Source organism: Kamptonema animale CS-326, from assembly GCF_028330895.1.
GTDB lineage: Bacteria > Cyanobacteriota > Cyanobacteriia > Cyanobacteriales > Microcoleaceae > Kamptonema > Kamptonema formosum.
The window spans coordinates 19,071-39,527 of sequence record NZ_JAQMUA010000281.1; the positions used below are offsets into that span (position 1 = coordinate 19,071).

Annotated in this window: 16 protein-coding genes; 1 reads left to right on the forward strand and 15 read right to left on the reverse strand. The window is 40.2% G+C overall.

Features of this window, described 5'->3' with window-relative positions; all coding sequences use genetic code 11:
- Positions 1-52: 52 nt before the first annotated feature.
- The 14 genes from pseI to PN499_RS16430 all read right to left on the reverse strand — a co-directional run bounded on the left by pseI (position 53) and on the right by PN499_RS16430 (position 13,139).
- Positions 53-1,105 carry a pseudaminic acid synthase gene (gene pseI / locus PN499_RS16370; protein WP_272033139.1) on the reverse strand — a complete coding sequence of 351 codons (1,053 nt, stop codon included), beginning with the start codon at positions 1,103-1,105 and terminating at the stop codon, positions 53-55.
- 162 nt (positions 1,106-1,267) lie between these two features.
- Entirely contained in the window at positions 1,268-2,041 is a 774-nt protein-coding gene (locus tag PN499_RS16375; protein ID WP_272033140.1) for a class I SAM-dependent methyltransferase, read from the reverse strand.
- Positions 2,042-2,105: 64 nt separating this feature from the next.
- A complete protein-coding gene (pseG, locus tag PN499_RS16380) occupies positions 2,106-3,143 on the reverse strand; it encodes a UDP-2,4-diacetamido-2,4,6-trideoxy-beta-L-altropyranose hydrolase (RefSeq protein ID WP_272033141.1) in 1,038 nt (345 codons plus the stop codon).
- On the reverse strand, positions 3,144-4,139 hold the full coding sequence (locus PN499_RS16385; protein WP_272033142.1) for a class I SAM-dependent methyltransferase: 996 nt from the start codon (positions 4,137-4,139) through the stop codon (positions 3,144-3,146). It abuts the gene before it with no gap.
- 54 nt (positions 4,140-4,193) lie between these two features.
- Positions 4,194-4,541, reverse strand: a complete 348-nt coding sequence (locus PN499_RS29675) for a class I SAM-dependent methyltransferase (protein ID WP_417063884.1) — start codon at positions 4,539-4,541, stop codon at positions 4,194-4,196.
- A gap of 1 nt (position 4,542) precedes the next feature.
- Positions 4,543-4,758 (reverse strand): hypothetical protein, encoded by a 216-nt coding sequence (locus PN499_RS16390; protein ID WP_272033143.1) that lies wholly within the window; start codon positions 4,756-4,758, stop codon positions 4,543-4,545.
- Between the two features lie 32 nt (positions 4,759-4,790).
- Positions 4,791-5,981: an N-acetyl sugar amidotransferase gene (locus PN499_RS16395; RefSeq protein ID WP_272033144.1), complete on the reverse strand. Its 1,191-nt coding sequence runs from the start codon at positions 5,979-5,981 to the stop codon at positions 4,791-4,793.
- Positions 5,982-6,005: 24 nt separating this feature from the next.
- Complete coding sequence (gene hisF / locus PN499_RS16400; RefSeq protein WP_272033145.1) at positions 6,006-6,794, reverse strand: imidazole glycerol phosphate synthase subunit HisF; 789 nt, start codon at positions 6,792-6,794, stop codon at positions 6,006-6,008.
- Entirely contained in the window at positions 6,787-7,434 is a 648-nt protein-coding gene (gene hisH / locus PN499_RS16405) for an imidazole glycerol phosphate synthase subunit HisH (RefSeq protein WP_272033147.1), read from the reverse strand. Before hisH ends, hisF begins: the two co-directional genes overlap by 8 nt.
- Positions 7,435-7,449: 15 nt before the next feature.
- A complete protein-coding gene (locus PN499_RS16410; RefSeq protein ID WP_272033148.1) occupies positions 7,450-8,100 on the reverse strand; it encodes a pseudaminic acid biosynthesis-associated methylase in 651 nt (216 codons plus the stop codon).
- Positions 8,097-8,825 (reverse strand): glycosyltransferase family protein, encoded by a 729-nt coding sequence (locus PN499_RS16415; protein ID WP_272033149.1) that lies wholly within the window; start codon positions 8,823-8,825, stop codon positions 8,097-8,099. The genes PN499_RS16410 and PN499_RS16415 overlap by 4 nt, the downstream gene beginning before the upstream one ends.
- Positions 8,822-10,027 (reverse strand): UDP-4-amino-4,6-dideoxy-N-acetyl-beta-L-altrosamine transaminase, encoded by a 1,206-nt coding sequence (gene pseC, locus PN499_RS16420; protein WP_272033150.1) that lies wholly within the window; start codon positions 10,025-10,027, stop codon positions 8,822-8,824. The genes PN499_RS16415 and pseC overlap by 4 nt, the downstream gene beginning before the upstream one ends.
- The gene (pseB, locus tag PN499_RS16425; protein ID WP_272033151.1) at positions 9,985-10,974 is read right to left on the reverse strand and encodes a UDP-N-acetylglucosamine 4,6-dehydratase (inverting); all 990 of its coding nucleotides are present in this window, start codon (positions 10,972-10,974) and stop codon (positions 9,985-9,987) included. The genes pseC and pseB overlap by 43 nt, the downstream gene beginning before the upstream one ends.
- Positions 10,975-11,060: 86 nt before the next feature.
- On the reverse strand, positions 11,061-13,139 hold the full coding sequence (locus PN499_RS16430; RefSeq protein WP_272033152.1) for a tetratricopeptide repeat protein: 2,079 nt from the start codon (positions 13,137-13,139) through the stop codon (positions 11,061-11,063).
- A 692-nt stretch (positions 13,140-13,831) separates the two neighbouring features.
- Between PN499_RS16430 and PN499_RS16435 the strand changes: the two genes are divergently transcribed.
- Positions 13,832-18,670: a glycosyltransferase gene (locus PN499_RS16435; protein WP_272033153.1), complete on the forward strand. Its 4,839-nt coding sequence runs from the start codon at positions 13,832-13,834 to the stop codon at positions 18,668-18,670.
- A gap of 55 nt (positions 18,671-18,725) precedes the next feature.
- Here PN499_RS16435 and PN499_RS16440 read toward each other — a convergent pair whose 3' ends face one another.
- Positions 18,726-20,405: a tetratricopeptide repeat protein gene (locus tag PN499_RS16440; RefSeq protein ID WP_272033154.1), complete on the reverse strand. Its 1,680-nt coding sequence runs from the start codon at positions 20,403-20,405 to the stop codon at positions 18,726-18,728.
- Between the last annotated feature and the right edge of the window lie 52 nt (positions 20,406-20,457).

Below are 20,457 nucleotides of genomic sequence, written 5' to 3' on the forward strand. Positions count from 1 at the left end.
ATAAATTGGTTTGCTCTATTATCATTGTGCAACGCTTGTTTTCTTACTGATTCTAAAGCAGCAAATCCAAACTTACAGGAGTTCCTTTTTTAACAGGTTGAGTCACCCGACGACCCAGCAGCATCTCATAATACTTGGGCGGTAAACCATGACCGGGACGAATGGCGCGTAAATTATCGGGTGTAAATTGTTCACCTATTTCCATATCGTCAGCAATGTATAAACTGCGGCGAAACACTTTAGAAGCAGTTTCGGCTGCTGTAGCACCATAAGTAATTTTCCCTAGAGATTGCCAAGCCCGTTCTGTTTCGATAACTAATTGTTTCATTTCTGCCGGTTCCATTGAAAACGCCGAATCAACACCACCATCAGCACGACGCAGGGTAAAGTGCTTTTCAATTACTGTCGCACCTAGGGCAACACTGGCAACTGCGGCACCAATGCCCATTGTGTGGTCAGATAGACCAACTTGTACCCCAAAGAGTTCCCGTAAATGAGGAATCGTCAGGAGATTGCTGTTTTCTGGGGTGGCCGGATAGGTGCTGGTACATTTGAGTAAAATAATATCTTCACAACCCGCGTCCCTGGAGGTTCTGACGGTTTCATCTAATTCGGCTACTGTAGCCATACCCGTAGAAATTATCATGGGTTTTCCGGTGCTGGCAACTTGGCGAATTAGGGGCAAATCGGTATTTTCAAATGAGGCTATTTTGTAACAGGGGACATCTAAGGATTCGAGAAAATCAACGGCGGTGGCATCAAAGGGGGTGCTAAAGCCAATGATACCCAATTCTTTACAGCGTTTCAGAATGGGTTCGTGCCATTCCCAAGGGGTGTGCGCTTGCTGGTACAGTTCGTAGAGACTGTAACCGTACCATAGGCTGTTGGGGTCATTAATCAAAAACTCCCCTTCTTTAATGTCCAAGGTCATCGTATCGGCGGTGTAGGTTTGCAGCTTGAGGCCATGTGCGCCTGTTTTGGCTGCCGCTTCTACGATTTCTAAGGCTCTTTCTAAGGATTGGTTGTGATTGCCAGACATTTCGGCAATGATAAAGGGGGGATGGTTTTGTCCTATTTTGCAGTTGGCTATTTTAATTTCTGGCATAAATTTAGATGATCAGGTTTATATTTAGAACGAAGGCTTCAGCCGCTTCAACACCAATGATAGAGCCTCGCTACTTAGCTAAGCACTCTAAAGCAGTAAGTGAACGAGGATGGAGCCAATCGAACGATCATTGACTTTCGGGATAAGCCTATAGTCCAAACATTAAAGACCCTTTCTCCAAACCCAAATGCGCCCTTGCCCAAGATTCCCGATAGCCGGCAACTTGAGCGCGAGCTTATTAATTGGTGACTCGTATTTTGGCTCCTCACCTTCTTGTTGCGCCATCCAAGCATTAACTACGCGACTGAGTAAATAATACGTGGAAGAGTAGTAATCGATTGTTTCTAAGCTAACCCCTGGAAATTCAATCTGCTGGATTTCTGCATCAACAAGATATCTGTTGTGCCAAGGTGCTTGATATGGCTTTAGGCCTACGGCCAGTCTCAGTTCATTTATATCATTCAGGCCGTTTTGACTATTTTCACACATTATAAATGCGCCACCAGGCCTGAGCAGTTGGAACACATTTTCAATTGCTCTGCGTTGAGTGTACCAATCAGATAAATTAATAATTACCCGCTCGGTGTACACGAGGTCAAACTGATCTTGCACCTCGTTAAGATTGAGGATATCAAGCTGTTTGAAGCACAAGTTGCCCTTTAAAACTTGCCCCTCCAATAAGTTAGAAGCCTCCTGAATCATAGACTCCGAAAAATCAGTACCTACTATATTAATTTCAAATTGTCTCGCAAAGTGAATTGCAGAGACCCCGTTCCCACATCCTGCCTCCAATACATGAATGCCATCTTTGATATATCGACCTATGGCATTCATTTCGATTTCCTTGGCAATTACATCGTTTGTTCCTGCCCATAAACCCAGTCCTGCTCTCGAGTCCCAAAATTCTTTGATTGACTCTTTGTTGCTGTAACTCATCGTGTTTCTTTCCTTTGATTTTGCTTTAGCAAGGGTTTAGTCAAAATAAAACCCGATCATAAGACTAGGGTAACAGATTCACCATTTCTGAGACAACTCGCCTTGCGCCGTTGCCATCAACTAACTCCCGTCCTTTTTTACTCATGGTTTCACGCTTGGGGCGATCGCCGATCAATTCCTGCAATGCCAAACCAATCTGCTCGATCGTCACATCCTGATGCCAACTCAGATTGATGATTACACCTTGGCGATCTAGTTCTGGCGCGATTGCCTTCTGATTCTCTGCCAAAATCAGCAAAATACTGGGCAACCCCATAAACGCCAATTCCCAGCAAGTGCTACCCCCAGCGGAAATCGCCACATCTGCCCAAGCCATCAACTCTGGCATATTGGTTATATTCCTTTGCAAGCGGATAGGAAACCGTGAACTCTGCACCGCTATTTCCAGAGACTCATAATGGGGGTTACTACTTCCCGCCACCACCACTGCCTCCAGTTCCTCCACTTCCACAAGCTGCAAAGCCTGAATTATTTTTAGGGTGACATTATCCGGGTCTGCGCCTCCCAATGTCACCAAAACTTTTTTAGCAACTGGTGGGACGGTTCGCTGCCATTTCTGCCAGGGCCAAAACTCCCGCCGTAATAGGGCGTAACGAGTGCTAAGCAATAGCTGACTGTAGGGTTCTCGATGCTGATACCATTGCCGATCAGCGGAGATATTTTGATTTAGGACAAAATCAGCATAATAATGTTCCGCGTGTCCGTAATCATCAATAAATAATAGACGTAATCCAGAGTTTTTGAGAGTTTTCTGATATTCACTCCCGAATTGATACCCATCCACTACCACCCAACTGGCATTAAACTGATGAGCGAGTGCTGCTGTTTCCTTGGCATCCGCTAAACTCCCTGGTTCTACTGCCAAGTGAAGCACTTTCATTCCTTCTGATTTGAGGCGTTTCTCTAAAGCAGGGATGGGATTTGCCATGATAAAAATAGGCTGTCCTTGGGTATCCTGCCTGGGTTGAGCCAGTGCCAAGCAACGCATGACATGGCCTGTGCCTATTTGTGTAGAAGCATCTGCACGAATAATTAAGTTCATTTAATTCTTTATAGCAACCAATAGCATATTTGATGAAAGAAGATTTTGAGATAAAAAGTCCTGAAAAGATTCTCCTACTTCATCCCATTCGTCTATCAAGATTTGTTTCAAAAAAGGCTGATTACTGGCATCAAATTCACCCGAAATAATTTGTTTCCGTACTAATTCAGCATCAAGTTTTCCTGGAGTTTGTCGTTCAATCACGTCAAAACCACAAGACTCCAATAGCATGGTTAATGAATTGATATTAAATAGATTAATATGCTCATTATCAACGGCACTAGATTTTTGTCCTAGAGTGACTATATCAAAACCTTTAGAGTTAGGGCAAGTCACAATTAATATTCCTCCTTCGGTTAGCAAGTTATGACACTTGCCTAAAAAGTCTCTAGGACAAAAAAGGTGTTCAATTACTTCAAAATTTACTATTACATCAATAACTTCGTTGCCAAAATCAACTTTTTCTATAGGTTTCTCCACCACATTGATACCACGAGTGCGGCAAGTTTCTGCTAAGTCTGGAGTAGGCTCTACCCCAATGATTTTATGAAAAGTTCCAATTTTTTGCATTTCTTCGCAAAAAATTCCAAACCCTGCTCCCACCTCTAAAAGAGTATTTGTTTGAACCTTTAATTTTTTGCAAATTTCAATAACTTTTTGGACTCGCGGTCTAAATATTTTCTCGCGCCTCACCATTTCTGAAGCCGGAAAAATATACTTGTTCCAGTAGGCGTAGTTTTCTGAGTGCGCGTAATATTCATCTAGGTGTTGTGGTTGAGGGCGAGGATTGGCATATACTGTTTCGCAATGCTCACAAATCACAAATTGAATCTCGTATTTTTCGTAGACTTTTTGACTTTCAGCCGAACCACAAGCAGGACAATTGACTGTAACAAACTCATGCTTGTGTTGCAGCAAGCGGCGAATGTCGGCGGCCAAACGCTCAGCTTGATCTTTCATTAACTCATCAGGTCTAATCTCTGATTCTTTTAGCATAGTTTTTTCCTCAGAAGCGTGTTGAACAAGAACCAAATATACTGCACATAAACATCAATTTCCAGTGTTATCGCGAGACCTGTCCCCGATTAAATGGTATTTAAAAAAGCTTATTGTGTATTGATTTAAACTGAACATATCAAACAACCTGTTTGAGTGAGTAACAACTAAATACCCTCCGGGTTTGACAATTCTTGAAGCCTCTTGATAAAAAGTAAGTTCTTCCTCATCTGTCAAGTAGGCTAGGACATTAAAGCTAAGCAATCCATCCAGTGAGGCCGAGGGAATCTCCTTCAGATAATTAACATCACCCACCAGAATTAGAGAACTATCTAACCCGCAAGTTGTTAATCGTTGCTGTCCGAGTTGTATTATTTCAGGAGAAATATCAATGCCTGAAATTTTAGCCTTTTGTTTCTATAAACCACGGGAAAAGCACAGCATCTCCACAACCAAAATCAAAAATTTGTTTGTTTGGTTGAAATAGTTCGGATGGAATCAAAGAGCGAATGACATCCAATCGGTGTTTGTGATAGTCATTTTCCAAAGCCTCTGAATATCGGTTAGCCTCATCCGCCCAATATTGTTTGGAGTCAAGATTTTGTCCTAGTTTTTCCATAGTTCTCCCATTCCGTTATTTTAACAACTTAATTAACTAGCTTGGTTGGTGATCTTACCATAGGCTGATGGTTCTCCCCAAATATTGTCCTTAACCCACTGTCCGCCTTCAATCCGCCATACTCTGGAATCACGGAACTGGTCACAGATTTTATCAAACTCATCTTCGCTCATGCCGACATATTCTAACCATCGCTCCAAATCGTGTCGGGGCTTAATAGAGTCATATTTGCGAACCATCTCAATACCCTGTTCACGAGTCATCACGCCAGCCCGAATGTCTTTGCAGGCATGGTCGGTTCCGCGTCCATAGCCAAATTTGATGAATTTCAAGTAGTCATGGATGCCATTCTCGTGCATATCGTCCAGGTTAGAAATAGTTCGGTAAGTACGCTCAAAGGGTTGTTGGGCAGGTTTCCAGCCATATTGCTCCATCACCAGTTTCGAGTGTTCATTAGCTTCCCAATTGACAAAATTACTGAGATAAATGCCCCGCACTCCTAGTGCATCAATTTCCTCATCTGATGGATACTGTGCCCATAGTAAATCTTTGGCGGTCAACCCTTCTTGAAGGTCAGGTCGCCCCAGTTTTTTTAAACCCTCATCAGTGAAATCATACCAATCATATCCGCGCAGAGCGTGTTCCAAGCGAAACTTTGCGGTAAATTCTACTAAGTCGTTGTAGGAATACATTCCTCCTAAATCCATAAAACCATGTTCACCCCACAAAATCAACGGTACTTGATAGCGAACTGCAACTTGAATGGGTACTGTAAAAATCCCACAGTGTCCATGCCAGTTCATATCACCCTGAAGCTTGAAACCAATCCGGTTCATTTTGATTAGGGTATCCACACCGGGGCGGACAATAATGTGGTCGCAATCAAAAACCTCACGCATCCGGTACAGGTTATATTCACCTTCAGGGAGATAATTGTTTCCGTGATAAGTTACCAGAAGAGGCTTGAGACCCAATTCTTTAACAGCAATATGAGTCTGAAAGTAACTATCTTTCCCGCCACTGACTGGTATAACAATATCGTAGTTATTTAAAGAGCGGTATTCTTCTGTTAGCTCTTTTAACCATTGCCAGCGTTGTTGCCAGTCGATCTTTTCTTTCTGGCTGTGAGTACGACATCCAGAACACACCCCATTTTCATCAAAGGTTAAAGGGACGGCACTAATTGCCGGATAAACACATTTCGTACAGTATTGGACTGACATATTTTCTCCTTATCGCTGAATTTTCTATAAACGAACCTCAATGCCCGCTTTTGCCAAAGCCCGCTTTCCTCCTCTATCTGACAATTCCTTAAAGTGCCAAATATTAGCAGCAGCAACGGCAGAAGCACCTGCTTTTATGCCTTCAGCATAATGTTCATATCTACCAACACCACCACAAGCAATAACAGGAATCTTGGTGTCAGAACTCACCATATCAATGAGTTCCAAGTCATAGCCCAGTCCTGTCCCATCACGATTGATGCTATTGAGCAAGATTTCTCCGGCTCCTCGTTCTTCGACTTCTTTAGCCCATTTTTCTGGTTTTAAGCCTGTCGGTTGGCTTCCCCCCTTGATAAAAACCTCCATTTCTCCATTAGTATGTCTAAACACATCGATACTCACTACAATTGCTTGGCTCCCTAAAATATTTGCTGCTTGAGTAATCAACTGTGGATTTTCTACGGCTACCGTGTTAATTGTTATTTTATCAGCACCTCTACTAATTATTTGTTGCATCTGATTCATTGTACGAATCCTGCCCCCCCAGGTCAAGGGCATAAAGCAGGTTTTGCTAACTTCATCTAATATTGTGAGGGGGTCTCCTAAACCTTTGATTTTGTGATCGTCTCTACGCAAGTCATACTCATGGGTCTTACTAATATCCAAATATATCAACTCATCAACATTCCATTCATTGAAACGTTTAGCTTCATAAATAGGATTGCCAATAATTTGATGAATTTTAAATGACTCGCTGCGAACTAGCAAACCATTTTTCAAAAGTAAAATAGGGATAAGTCGTTTTTTAAGCATTAGTTTTAAATGTTGATTTGACAAAATTATCTAAAACTTTTAACCCAATTTTTTGACTTTTTTCTGGATGAAATTGAGTTGCATATATATTGTCTTTTTCCAGGCTGGCAACAAACTCTATACCATGACAAGTTAATCCGCTTATTACATTACTTTTATTTTCTACTTCAAAAACATAGCTATGCACAAAATAAAAAACTTGGGAATCTTCTAAATTTTTATAAAGTCCATCTTTTTTTAAAATTTGAACATCATTCCATCCCACATGGGGAACTCGAATTTGAGAATCGTTACTTACTATTCTATTTACTGTACCTGGAATCCAGTTTAAGCCTTTATGTAAACCATATTCAGTTCCCATTGTTGCTAATAGCTGCATACCCAAACAAATTCCCAGAAATGGTTTTCTTTTTTCTACGACTTCTTCTTCTAAAATCTCTAACCAACCAGACGAGCCGAGATTTTTCATCCCATCTCCAAAAGCACCCACACCAGGCAAAACTATATGGCTATATCGGTGCAAATCATCTGGATTTTGAGTAATAGATGCCATATAACCCATACGGCCAAAAGCATTGGAAACTGAACTCAAGTTGCCCATTCCATAATCAATGATTGCTATTCTGATGTGATTCGTCATAGAAATAAGTTTTAGTTACTTTTCAAGTAAGAACCAAGTGAGATCGTCTTGAGGAAAGTGGCTATCCCGATGATAGACGAATCCATAATTCAAAAGTTGCAAATTTTCAAACCTATCTAGCAGTTCCCCTGCAAAATCTCGCTTAAATAACTTGCCTTGATGACCTCTGTAAGTTATCTCAACTGGAGTAGGATTATAGTATTCAACGATACAAATATAGCGATCGCTGCTTTCGTACAATCGATCATAAACTTTTTCTAAACAATTAGGGTTAATATGAATTAGTACCCCTTTGATTAGTACAAAATCCCAAACCCGTGCTGGGTTGAAATCTAAAATTGATTGAGGGTAGATTTCTAACTTCATCCCTTCTATTTTTCTGAGTTCTTCAACTGCTAAATTGTTAATCTCAACCGCAGATACTTCTAACTCAGGCAACAGCTTTTTTATGGCTTCTATATTGAGTCCTCTATTGGCTCCAAATTCAATCAATGAATTTATTTTTTGAGTGTGAGAAAAAATTTTACTGAATAGGGCTAAGTTCCGAGCAATTAAGCTATCTCCTTGATTTCGATGAGTATATTCATCACCAAACCCCTGGCTCCAAAATTTTTCCTGTTCCGTCACGAAATTCACATCCTCGGGTTTTGTTGATTTATTTATCATAGTTTTTGACTTACATGACTATTAATAATGTACCACTCTGGATGCTGTTTTAGTAAACTCAAGCAATCTTCTAACGTAAAATTAGGTTTTATAGGATAAATTGCTTCGATTATTTTCTGAATCAACTCAAAATCTTCGGGAGTATCTACTGTCCATCGATGGTGACTGCAATCTTCAGAGTAAATAAAATAACCCAAACGATATCTTGATGGTTGCTGATGAATAAAAGGGGTTACGTGCTCGCGATCTGGTTGTGCTGTTGCTTCCCAAAAAGCCTGTTGCAATGTTGAAAAAGAAAACACTTCAGTATCCATACCTCTGGGATAAGTTCTTTCTAAGGAGTTAGAAACATAATCATAGTTTGATTGATTTTTTAGATAACAATCAATCACCTCATCGATAACTTTAGGGTCAATTAAAGGACAGTCGGAAGTTACCCGAACCACTATATCTACTTTGTGTTCCGTAGCTGCTTGATAATATCTTCCTAACACATCTTCTTCCGAACCGCGAAAGTAAGCAACAGCAAGACGGTTACATAATTCAACAATGGGTTCATCTGTTTCATTAGTGGTAGTAGCAATGACTATTTCATCTGCCAGCTTCACTCGTTGTAGTCTTTCAATCTGGTATTCGAGCAAAGGTTTTCCCAATACCTGCTTAAGTACCTTTCCAGGTAAGCGGGTAGAGGTCATTCTTGCTTGAACGATAATCACAGTTTTCATCTAAAAATATCTCTCATAACAGCTACAACTCGCTCTTGGTTTGCTTTTATTAAGCTATAGTAAATTGGAAGACTAATAGCTTCTTGATAATATTTTTCTGCTTCGGGAAAATCAGCAACTTTAAAACCTAAGTTTTGATAATAAGGTTGAGTAGGTACAGGAATATAGTGTAAATTTACTCCTATTTTTGCTGCTCGTAATTCGTCAAATACTTGTCGATGAGTTTTACCAATTTTATCTAGCTTCAGCCGAATTACATACAGATGCCAACTCGACTCAGTATCAGGATGTTGCCAAGGTAAAATTAAGGGAAAATCTTGCAACAAGCTATTGTAACCTTCTACCAACAGCCTACGACACGACACAAACTCATCTACCCTTTGCATCTGACTCGCGCCCAATGCTGCCTGAATGTCCGTCATCCGGTAGTTGAATCCCAACTCTAGCTGCTGGTAGTACCACAACCCGTGAGATTCACCCTGCATTAACTCAGGATTTCGGGTAATCCCGTGAGTCCGCAACCGAATCAGCTTTTCGTACAAATCCTCTTGATTGGTCACTACCATTCCCCCTTCCCCTGTGGTGATAATTTTAACAGGATGAAAGCTGAACACGGCCATATCGGAAAATAAACAACTTCCGACAGGATTATCCTCATATCTGGCCCCAATAGCATGAGACGCATCCTCCAGAATGGTAAAACCATACTTTCGAGACAGAGCTAAAATCCGCTCCATCTCGCAAGACTGTCCCGCAAAATGAACGGGAACCACCACTTTCGGCAGTTTTCCCTGTTGTTCAGCCTGAGTAAGTTTCTGCTCTAGCATCTCCACACTCAGATTGTAAGTATGGGGGTCAATATCCACAAAATCAACATCTGCACCACAATATAATCCACAATTTGCTGATGCCACAAAGGTATTAGGTGAAGTCCAGAGGACATCGCCTGCACTTAAACCTGCTGCCAAGCAAGCAATGTGCAAACCTGCTGTTGCACTGGAAACTGCCACTGCATATTTAGCCCCACAATACTCAGCGACTGATTTCTCGAATCTTTCTATAGCAGGGCCTTGAGTAATCCAGTCCGAGCGCAACACCTCAACCACAGCATCAATATCGGCTTGAGATATATCTTGGCGACCATAGGGGATAAACTGATTCATGGCTTGAGTATCTCTAATAACTGGGTAGCAGTTAACCATTCTTGATTTACATCTGAACTATAAACAAAATCTGGAGCCACAGGAATCCCCTGCTCGCCTAAAGCATTAGTAGTATAATCAAGGCTGTAGGAATATTCAATGGTGGGCTTAATTACATAATGGTCGTCAAACTCTAAAGTTAAGTGGGATGACTCAACGGGACACATGACTTCATGGAGTTTTTCACCCGGTCTAATGCCCACAATTTTATGAGGGACATCGGGTGCAAGAGCTTCTGCCATATCCGTCATTTTCATAGAAGGGATTTTAGGGACAAAAATTTCTCCCCCTTGCATCCTCGTAAAATTCTTGAGGACGAAATCAATGCCTTGATTGAGGGTAATCCAAAACCGAGTCATCCGTGGGTCTGTAATTGGGATTTCAGTCGCGCCATCTTGAATCAGTTTCTGGAAAAAAGGGACAACCGAACCCCTTGAACCCAGAACATTACCATAGCGGACAACGGAAAAGCGAGTTTTCCGATCTCCAGCCAGGTTATTGGCGGCAACAAATAACTTATCTGCGGCTAGTTTTGTCGCTCCATAAAGGTTAATGGGGTTAACAGCTTTATCAGTAGATAGAGCAATCACTTTGTCAACCCCTTGTTCCAGAGCCACATTAATGACGTTATCAGCCCCATTAATGTTGGTCTTAATGCACTCCATTGGATTGTATTCTGCTACTGGAATGTGCTTAAGTGCGGCGGCATGGATGACATAATCGACTTCCCGCATAGCCATTGCTAAACGTTGTTCATCCCTGACATCTCCTATGAAGTAGCGCATAATTGGAGAGTCAAATTTTTGCGCCATTTCATATTGCTTGAGTTCATCTCTGGAGTAAACAATAATTTTTTTAGGTTGGTGGTGATTCACTAGGGTTTCTACGCATTGTTTGCCGAAGGAACCAGTACCACCTGTGATTAGGATTGATTTGTTTTGGAACATGAGTTGTTTATTGAGCAGTGATGTTTTGTGGACTTATAACAGTTTTAATCAAGTCTCAATTAAGTTAACATTAAATTATTACATGATCAATCCAGCAGTTCATCAAATCTCAGTGAATCTTTCTTTTTCAGAAGAATCTGAGTCATAAAGTTCTTAAAAAATGTGTCTTCCTCTACGGTTCCAATTTCGTTGCTTTTTATCTTATTTGCCAAACTCTCCGCTACAGCCCACGGCTCTCCCCAGCCTAAATCCAAATTGCCTTTCCCTGCTGGTCTCATGTAATGATATAATATTGCATATGCTACATACGCTTTTTCAATTTTTTCAGGAGAAAGTTTGTCTTGCTTATGAATATAATCTAACAGAGATTTGTACTCATCCACTGATTGAGGATTATTGGTAAAGCCACATTCAGAATAACTAGAAGAACCAGCCAATATAGAAGGTATTCCAAAACAGGCTAACTCATGAGCTATTGTTCCACTTACAGTAATTACGGCATGACAAAAATCTATAAGCGATAGATTACTTAAATCATCGGGAGCTAACTTAATATGTTGATACGAACTATACTCATTATTTACCAATTCTTTTGCTGTTTTATCTACATTAAAACCCATCGAAATGTTGCCTACTTCTGGATGTTCTTTAACTATCCAATTTACAGAGTCAATTTGAGAACAAATTTTCAAGGTTTCTACGAAAGCTTCATAATAATCTACAAAAAGTCGATGACGATAGTAGTGTGGACTATCATTAAAAACATGGGATGCCACAATTACGATAGGGAGAGAGGGATCTAGATTCAATTGCTCACAAAATTCTAGATGTGTGTAAACTTTTTTATCCTTATAAGCCTTAGTTTCATAGAGCAAGCTCGCATCAGATAGCTTTATACCCGTTGTATTTTCCACAAGTTTTCTTCCAATGGCAGCAGACTCATGTCTATGATGATTCCAAAAATAAAGAAACAATTGTTCGGAAATAGAGAACTGACCATCATAGAGTTCATCGACGGTTTCATATCTACTTATGCACGGGCCACCTCCATCCAAAACTATTCCTTTTGCAGTGGCGACTAAACGCGATATCAATCCTTGAATGTAAACAGTTGCATGAGTGGTAATTAAAAATTTAACCTTGCAACTGTCCAGAAAATTTTTCCAGAAATTATATGCTAGACATTGAGACCCTAATCCAGCCATTACCCTTTGGTCAAGAATTGGTGTACTCATTGCGGCTTGTCTGATTAATAGATCGTACACTAGGTCTCCAATATGTAAATCATCACACTTGAAATCTTTCAGTAAATATTTGAAATTTTCGCTATTAGCATCTTGTGAAAACTTTTCTAGCTGATATTTTTGATGATCGGTTAAACCGTAATCAGCATTGCCAATGATAAGCTTTTCTACACCAAAAGATATCAATAATTGCTTTATTTGATGGTCATAGCCCCAAGCCACGAATGCTGCTATTCTATATCCATACAACTTTTGTAAACATTTAGCTGCAAGCAAATTCCATCCAGTCACCCCCACACCAAAAGCATTGCAAGCATGAAGCTCAATTAGAATCCACTCATCTCTTTTGCCAACCGATTGATGTGGCTCCCAAAAGTCACTGATAACCTGAAGATCCTTGAGAAAACTCTGGTTAAAAATTTTTTCTTCGTCTAAACCCAAATCAGATATTTTTTGTATAAATTTTTTATAGTCCGTATAATTATGCCTCATTGCTAACAAGCCTTGCCTGTATAATTGAATCAATTGCGCCTCTTGTCCTTGTTGAATCAACAAGTCTCCTATTAAATCATACGAGGGGTAATGTTGAAAATTCTTATCAATACATGATAACAGTTCTGCGATCGCATTTTGATAATCATTTTTTCCAATCTGAGCCTGAGCTAGATGATAATGGAAACCATGAAAACTAGGATTCAATCTAATGGCAGTCCTATACATCCCGATGGCTAGATCAAACTGACCTTTTTCTGCCAACAAATTGCCTAAACTTTCATAGGAAAACGAAGAATTGCCATTAAGTTCTATACTACGCTGATAGGCTCCCACTGCCTCTTCCCAACGCCCCAACTGTTCTAAAGCCTCTCCCAGCTTGTGGTAAGTCTTCCGCCGTAATTCATCATCTATAATCGAATCGCTCATAATTTAATGTATCAAATCAAGCAACAACAGCAGGGAAACCACTTTACGACCATTTGTATGATATATAATGCCATCGATATACGCACTTGTCAAGGAGATTCACTCTTAACTAGAGTTCCCCCCGTGTAGTTTCCCTCTCAGGCTTGTCCTGAGCTTGTCGAAGGGGCTGAAACCTCTGAGTTTCCCATTGACCGAACTTTTCTATGACCCTAAACTTGCCTGTTATAGATTATAGTGGTTAAAGAGAGTTGATATCTATCAAAACCTGTGCTATGGTAGCACCAATCTGTACGAAAACACAAGTACGTCAATATGCTCGAAAAAATAAACAACACGCGAAGTTATTCGGGCAGTGATAAAGCTCGGCAACTGGCAGCATCTCGCCTGCGAGAATACGCAAACAATGATTGCTTTTCACACAATCAATGAGAAATGTTATGCCAATGGTAGAGTACCTTGAGTTGGGGCCGGATCCTTGCAATATAGAAACGTTCAAAACTTTTATGTTATTTACAAATGATCTAGATAGATACCTCACACGGACAAAGTTTTTATGATACTTATCCAAGACTTGCCTCTTTCTTTGAGGAAGCAGGTTTTGCCTGGACTTCAGAAAAGATGTATTCAGATAAAGTGCCAGAGGAGATAAATTGAAAAAATTAATTATTTATGCTTGAGTCGAGGAATTAAGTATGTACTTTAATCAAAAAAAATACGAGGTCAATATGAATCTTAAAACTATGTGGAGTGACTTTCAAGATTTTACATATTCAAAGCAAAGCCACCTTTATAAAATTCCTAGATTCGGCGAACATATTGGGGTAGATCATAACCTAGCCAATTTGAAGTTATATCAAGATATTTTTGTCTACAACTTCATCGTTGATAATCTACCTCCTGGTTCAAAACTGTTAGAAGTTGGAGGTGGGAACTCTCGTATTATTGAAGCATTGAAACAGCAATACGAAATCTGGAATGTCGATAAGTTTGAAGGGGTAGGTAATGGTCCATTGCAAATCTCTGATGACCAAGGCTATCACCTTGTTTCTGCCTATATGGGAGAATTCAGCCCTGAACTTCCAGATAATTATTTCGATTGTGTATTCAGTCTCTCAACATTAGAGCACGTCTATCCAGAAACAGAGGAAAATTTTAAAAGTGTCTGTGATGATATCAATCGGGTTTTAAAAGCTGGGGGTCTTTCTCTCCATTTATTTGATGTTGTTAGCGAAAAAGAAGGTGTGCAGACAAATGTTTGGACAAACAAACTTCTACTATATATTTTTCAAAACATTGAAACGGTTAATCAGATGATCCCATTTGCCGAAATGCAAAAAGATCGGGATCTATATGTAATGTCTGAAGCTGCTTACAATAAGATGTGGGAACCTGTTACTCACCAAAGCTACCAATTATTTGGTAAGCCGCTTTCATATAATGTTTTATGGAAGAAGAAAAAAGTTTTGAAAGAATCAATTAATAGTATCAATTCAATCTCAAGCATACCATCTTCTTCACTAAAAAATTCCATAGAAACAAATAATCAAGGGGTGTCGGTAAGTCTGATTGTCAAAAAATCAGTTCCTAAAATATCAATAGTTACGCCTTCTTTTAACCAAGGAGAATTTTTAGAGGAATGTATTCAATCTATTTTGGAACAGGGTTATCCGAATCTTGAATATATTATTATGGATGGTGGTAGTAAAGATAATTCAATTGAGATAATAAAAAAGTATGAAAAGTATTTGAGCTACTGGCAAAGTCAGCCAGATGGAGGTCAATATATTGCGATTAATGATGCTTTCAAAAAAACTACGGGCGAAATTATGGCCTGGCTAAATTCTGATGATAAATATCATCAAAATGCTTTCTTTAAGGTAGCATCAGCTTTTACTAACCATCAGGAAATACAGTGGCTAACTGGGAGAGCTACTGCATGGGATCGAGATGGTAGAGTTACTTACTTTGAAGCGTCTATTCCAAAATGGTCAAGAGAATATCTATTGAACTTGACTAAAGAAATTAGAGAAAGACGAAGATTTATTCAACAAGAAAGTACATTTTGGAAACGTTCGCTTTGGGAACAAGCTGGTTCCCAACTAAATTTACAGCTCGAACTTGCAGGTGATTTTGAACTTTGGGTACGTTTCTCTCGGTATGCGTCGTTATTTCCTATTGATGACTTTTTAGGTGGGTTTAGATCCTATGAAGGTCAGCGGTCAAAACTGTATATAGATAAATATATGCAAGAAGTAGAGTTGGTTGTGAATCAGGAACGCCTTTTAGATAAAGAAGAATACACCCGATCAATAGCTGCACCAGAACCAATCATTGTTAGGTTGACGCTGAGAGAGTTAGTTGCTAATAAAAATTCTAAGGAACAACAAGATGATAACGGGGATAGAACGACAGTCACAATTCTTGAAAAAGGAGAGCATGAGGGGCAATCCCATCAGAAAGATGATGTAGTAATTGTGACGAGTATTGCACCCAAAAATCAAGAAAAACAGCGAGTGGCGATAGATAGCTGGCAAGCTTTAGGGTTTTCGGTTGTTTCATTAAATATACAGTCAGAAATTGACCAACTGCAACCTCTTTACCAGAATGTACTTTTTCATGCTGTCACTCGTGATGCACATTCTGAGGCTGGCAGACCATTGGTATATCTTGATGATGTTCTGCTGTATCTACGACAACGTGGCACAAGAATAGGTGGCATTATCAATTCTGATATATGTTTGAGAGCAGATTCTAACTTTCGTTTATTTATTGCCGAGGAATCCGTCAATTCTCTTGTATTTGGTAATAGGATTAATCTAGATTCCATTGATGATATCTATCTACAGTCACTGGATTGGATAGATAATACAGTAGGGAAGTATGAATATGGTTTTGATTATTTTTTCTTTGATACTTCTATTATAGACTTATATCCAACGGAGACATTTTGTATTGGGATGCCTTGGTGGGACTACTGGATGCCCGCAGCTATTTTACCCACTAATGTTGATTTAAAACTTCTCGATTCAAGAATAGCCTATCATGTTGTACATCCTACTAATTTTTCCGATTTAGCTTGGCGCAAGTATGGCATGAAAATAGCAAAATACTACCTAAATTATAATTCTTATGCAAAAATGGTTGAAGAAATACAGTCACCAAATTATGAACATGATAATTGGTATAGTTTTCACCCATTGGTGGAATTAGGAGAATATATTTTGGAGAAAATTTATAGAAGTAAAAGGACTAAAATTATTAAGTATTGTCCACAACAGTATGCCACAAAAGCTGTTAACGTTGAACTTTATAATTCAATACAACAACTAAGTTATCCTTGTAAAGTATCAGCGATCGTTTCGACTTACAATTCAGAAAAATTCATTAGAGGTCGCTTAGAAAATTTAGTTAATCAGACTTTATATACCAAAGGTCAACTAGAAATTATTGTGATTGACAGTAATTCTGAACAAAATGAGCGTTCAATCGTTAAAGAATTTCAGAACAAATACCCCCATATTATTTACGAACGTACCCCCAATCGAGAAACTATTTACGCGGCTTGGAATCGTGGCATTAAGATGTGTCATGGCCAATATTTGATTAATGCTAATGCTGACGATCGCTTGGCGACAAATGCACTAGAAATTATGGCCAATAAATTAGATGACGATAGCCATTTAAGTGCTGTTTATGGTGATTGGCTGATAACAGCAGTGGAAAACGATTCTTTTGATTCAAATTCTGACAAATTCAACTTTTATTATCCAGAATCTATTCCCCCCCTACTTTTGTATTACCAAATTACTACCCATGCTGCTTTAATCAAAAGAAGCGTCTTCGATCAGATTGGTTACTATAGAGACGATATGAAAGTTTTTGGTGATCGAGAATTTATGCTGCGGTTTTATGCTAATGGTTTGATGGCAAAAAAAATCCCAGATATCGTGGGATTGTACCATGAAAACCTCAACAGTATCAGCATGGGAGAAGTAGGATATACAGCATCAGAAAATGAATATAAACCCCTGCGAGATAACTATTTGCAACCTAAAAATTTATCTCGTTTGTTTGGCTACAATTCTGTGGTTTCCGACTCCCATTTAGCTCAATTATATGCCGTCCTGGGTGCTTGGGGAAAAGACTGTTATATCTGGAAAACTCACATCGTGAGCGATATAAATTTCGCGGAAAAAGTTTTCTGTAAGGCATTAGAACTGGATCAAACAAACTGTTTAGCACTAAACAATTTAGGAATAATTAGAGCGACTCAAGGAAACTACCAGCAAGCCACAGAAATGTTGAATTTAGCTTTACAACATAGCAATAGCGATCGACAAAATATCCAAAATAATATTGCTGCTGTAAACAATCAATGTAACACTTTTGCTGATTATTTTTGGGTAAAGCCCTCTATGCCAATGTTTGTACCCACAAATCAGCTTACTAACTCCTCAACATTAGAGAAACCTTTAGTTAGCGTCATCATCCCCACAAAAGACCGTCCCGAAATGCTTGCCCAAGCTATTCAAAGTGTTCTAAATCAAACATTCACCGAATTAGAAATCATTGTTGTCAACGATGGTGGTGTTGACGTACAAGCAGTCATATCACCCCTCAATACCAGGGGTAACATTGTCTATAAAAAACACAATCGCGCTCTCGAACGCTCCGCCGCCCGTAACACTGGCATCCGCGCCGCTCGTGGTAAATACATCGCCTACTTAGACGACGATGATAACTACTACCCCAATCACATCGAAACCCTAGTCAAATTCCTAGAAAATAGCGAATATAAAATCGCCTACACTGATGCTGTCATGGCAGAACAGAAAAAACAAAATGGTGAATATGTGACAGTTCACCGTAATGTTCCCTACTCCCTAGACTTTGACAAGGACAAAATCTTAGTGAGTAACTGCACTCCTAACTTATGTCTAATGCACGAAAAATCTTGCTTAGATGAAGTGGGCTTATTTGATGAAACCCTATCAACCCATGAAGATTGGGATTTAATAATTCGGCTATCTCGCAAATTTGACATCGCCCATATTAAGGAAACTACCTGCGAATTTACCCAAAGAAATGATGGCACTAACACAAGTAGCCATAACCGCCCTGATTTTACTCGCACGAGGGAGATTATTTTTAACAGATATCGCCAGTATGCTGAAGCTAACCCCACTATTTTAGAGGCTCAAAAAGAGGCTTTTATCGCAGAAGCAAACGAGTTAGCCCAGCAAGTGCAGAATCTACAATCTCAAGTAGTACAAAAAGAGTCACAATTACAGCAAACTCAAGCCGAAAAATCTCAGCTATCAGTACAAGTGGAAACTTGGCAACGCACAACTCAGGAGGTACAAGCTAAATTAGATGCGACTCAATCGGAAAAGGAATGGGTAAAATCTCAGTTGAATAGTTGGAAACAAACGGCAGAAGAAATGCAGATAGAATTGGATCGATCGCGCTCAAAACTGAAACAAGCCCAGTCACAATTAAATCTCTCAGCTTTCCCCATTGGTAAATCCTAGCCCAAGAAACCCGGTTTTTGCCAAAAACCGGGTTTCTTAAAAAAGCCCAAGTCCATTACTTCGTCTTCACTTCCAGCCCCCGACGATAACAAACACTAGCCTCCTTTTGTCGCCCCACCTTAGCCAAACTATCACCCAACTTATCATAAACCTCAGCCAAATCAGGATTAAGCTCGATCGCGTTTTGATAAAACTCGATCGCCCTCTCTACCATCCCCTTACCCAACCAAACATCACCCAAACCCGCGTAACACATAAAATCATCTGGATTAACCTTCACCGATCGATCGTAAGCATCGATCGCCTCATCCCACCGTCCCAACTTAGTCAAAGCATCCCCCAAATACCTATAAGCCTCCCCATTTTTCCCATCAAGTTCGATATTATCTGCATCAAGTTCGATATTATTTGCATCAAGTTCGATCGCCTTTTTATATTGAACAATCGCGCCCTCTAACTGATTTTGCAGTGCCAAAGCCTTACCAAACTGCAAATACAACACCGGCTCATCCGGCTTAATTTCCAAAACCTTTCGACAAACCTCCAAATTATTTGGATTCAGTTCAATACTCCTGCGATAGCAATTCACCGCAGCATCTAAATCCGCATCAATATCTTTTTGAAGCGGTTGCACCCTGGCTCGCTGCCGCAAAGCATCCCCTAAATGGAAATTAACCACATCCGAATTGGGAGCCACTTCCAAGGCTTTCTGGTAAGCCGCTATCGCCTCATCATACCGCCCCAACTGATACAGCGCAAACCCCAAATGATCCTGAGCCTCCAGCGAATTTGGCTCAAACTCCACCGACTTCCGGTATGCGCCTACTGCTTGCTCCCATCTTCCCAGCCGCGTCAACGCATCCCCCAAATGCTGGTAAACTATAGCCGCATTCGGTACAATATCAAGCGCTTTCTGATAAGATCCGATCGCCTCCTCCCACCGCTGCACGATCGACAAAGTATGGCCTAAATAGTGGTGAACGATCGCCGCCCCTGGTTCCAATTCAGAGGCCTGCTTATAAGATGCGATCGCCTCCTCCCATTGACCTTTAGCCGCCAAAGCCGTTCCCAACTTATAACGAAGCCAATAAAAATCAGGATTAAGCTGAATCGCCTTTCCGTAACCAGCAATAGCCTCTTCTAACTCATTTTTTCCTTGCAGCGCCTCTGCCAACTTCATGTACAATTCCCAAGAACCTGGATTCAGCGCGATCGCCTGACGCAAACACTCAATCCCCTCATCTACCTGTCCCAGCCTCGCCAAAACCTCCCACAAATTTTCATAAGGCAAAGCCGACTCAGCATCAAGTTCAATGGCATGACGCAAACACCCTAATGCCTCATCCAATTGACCTTGGAAGCACAAAGCCTTCCCCAAACTATTATGAAACTCATAAAAATCTGGATATATCTCCACAGCCCGCCTATAAGCTGCAACCGCCCCATCCCAATTGCCCTGCCGTTCCAGCATTTCCCCTAAACCATGCCAAGACCAAGCGGAATTTGGGTTCAGTTCACAAGCCCGCTGGTAACAGTCCCCAGCCTCTTCCAACTTCCCCTGTTGAGCCAAAACCTCACCTAAATTATGGTAATACCAAGAGAAATCAGGATTTAACTCAAGACATCGGCGATAAGCCGCCGCCGCTTCCTCCCACTTGCCCGATTGTTTAAATAAGTTGCCGTGGTTAAAATAAGTAGAAACATTGTCTTGATTTTTTTTCAATAAGTCATTCATATTTTTTTCGCCAATATTTATTAGAGTTGAAACTTTAAATTCTGGTGTAACG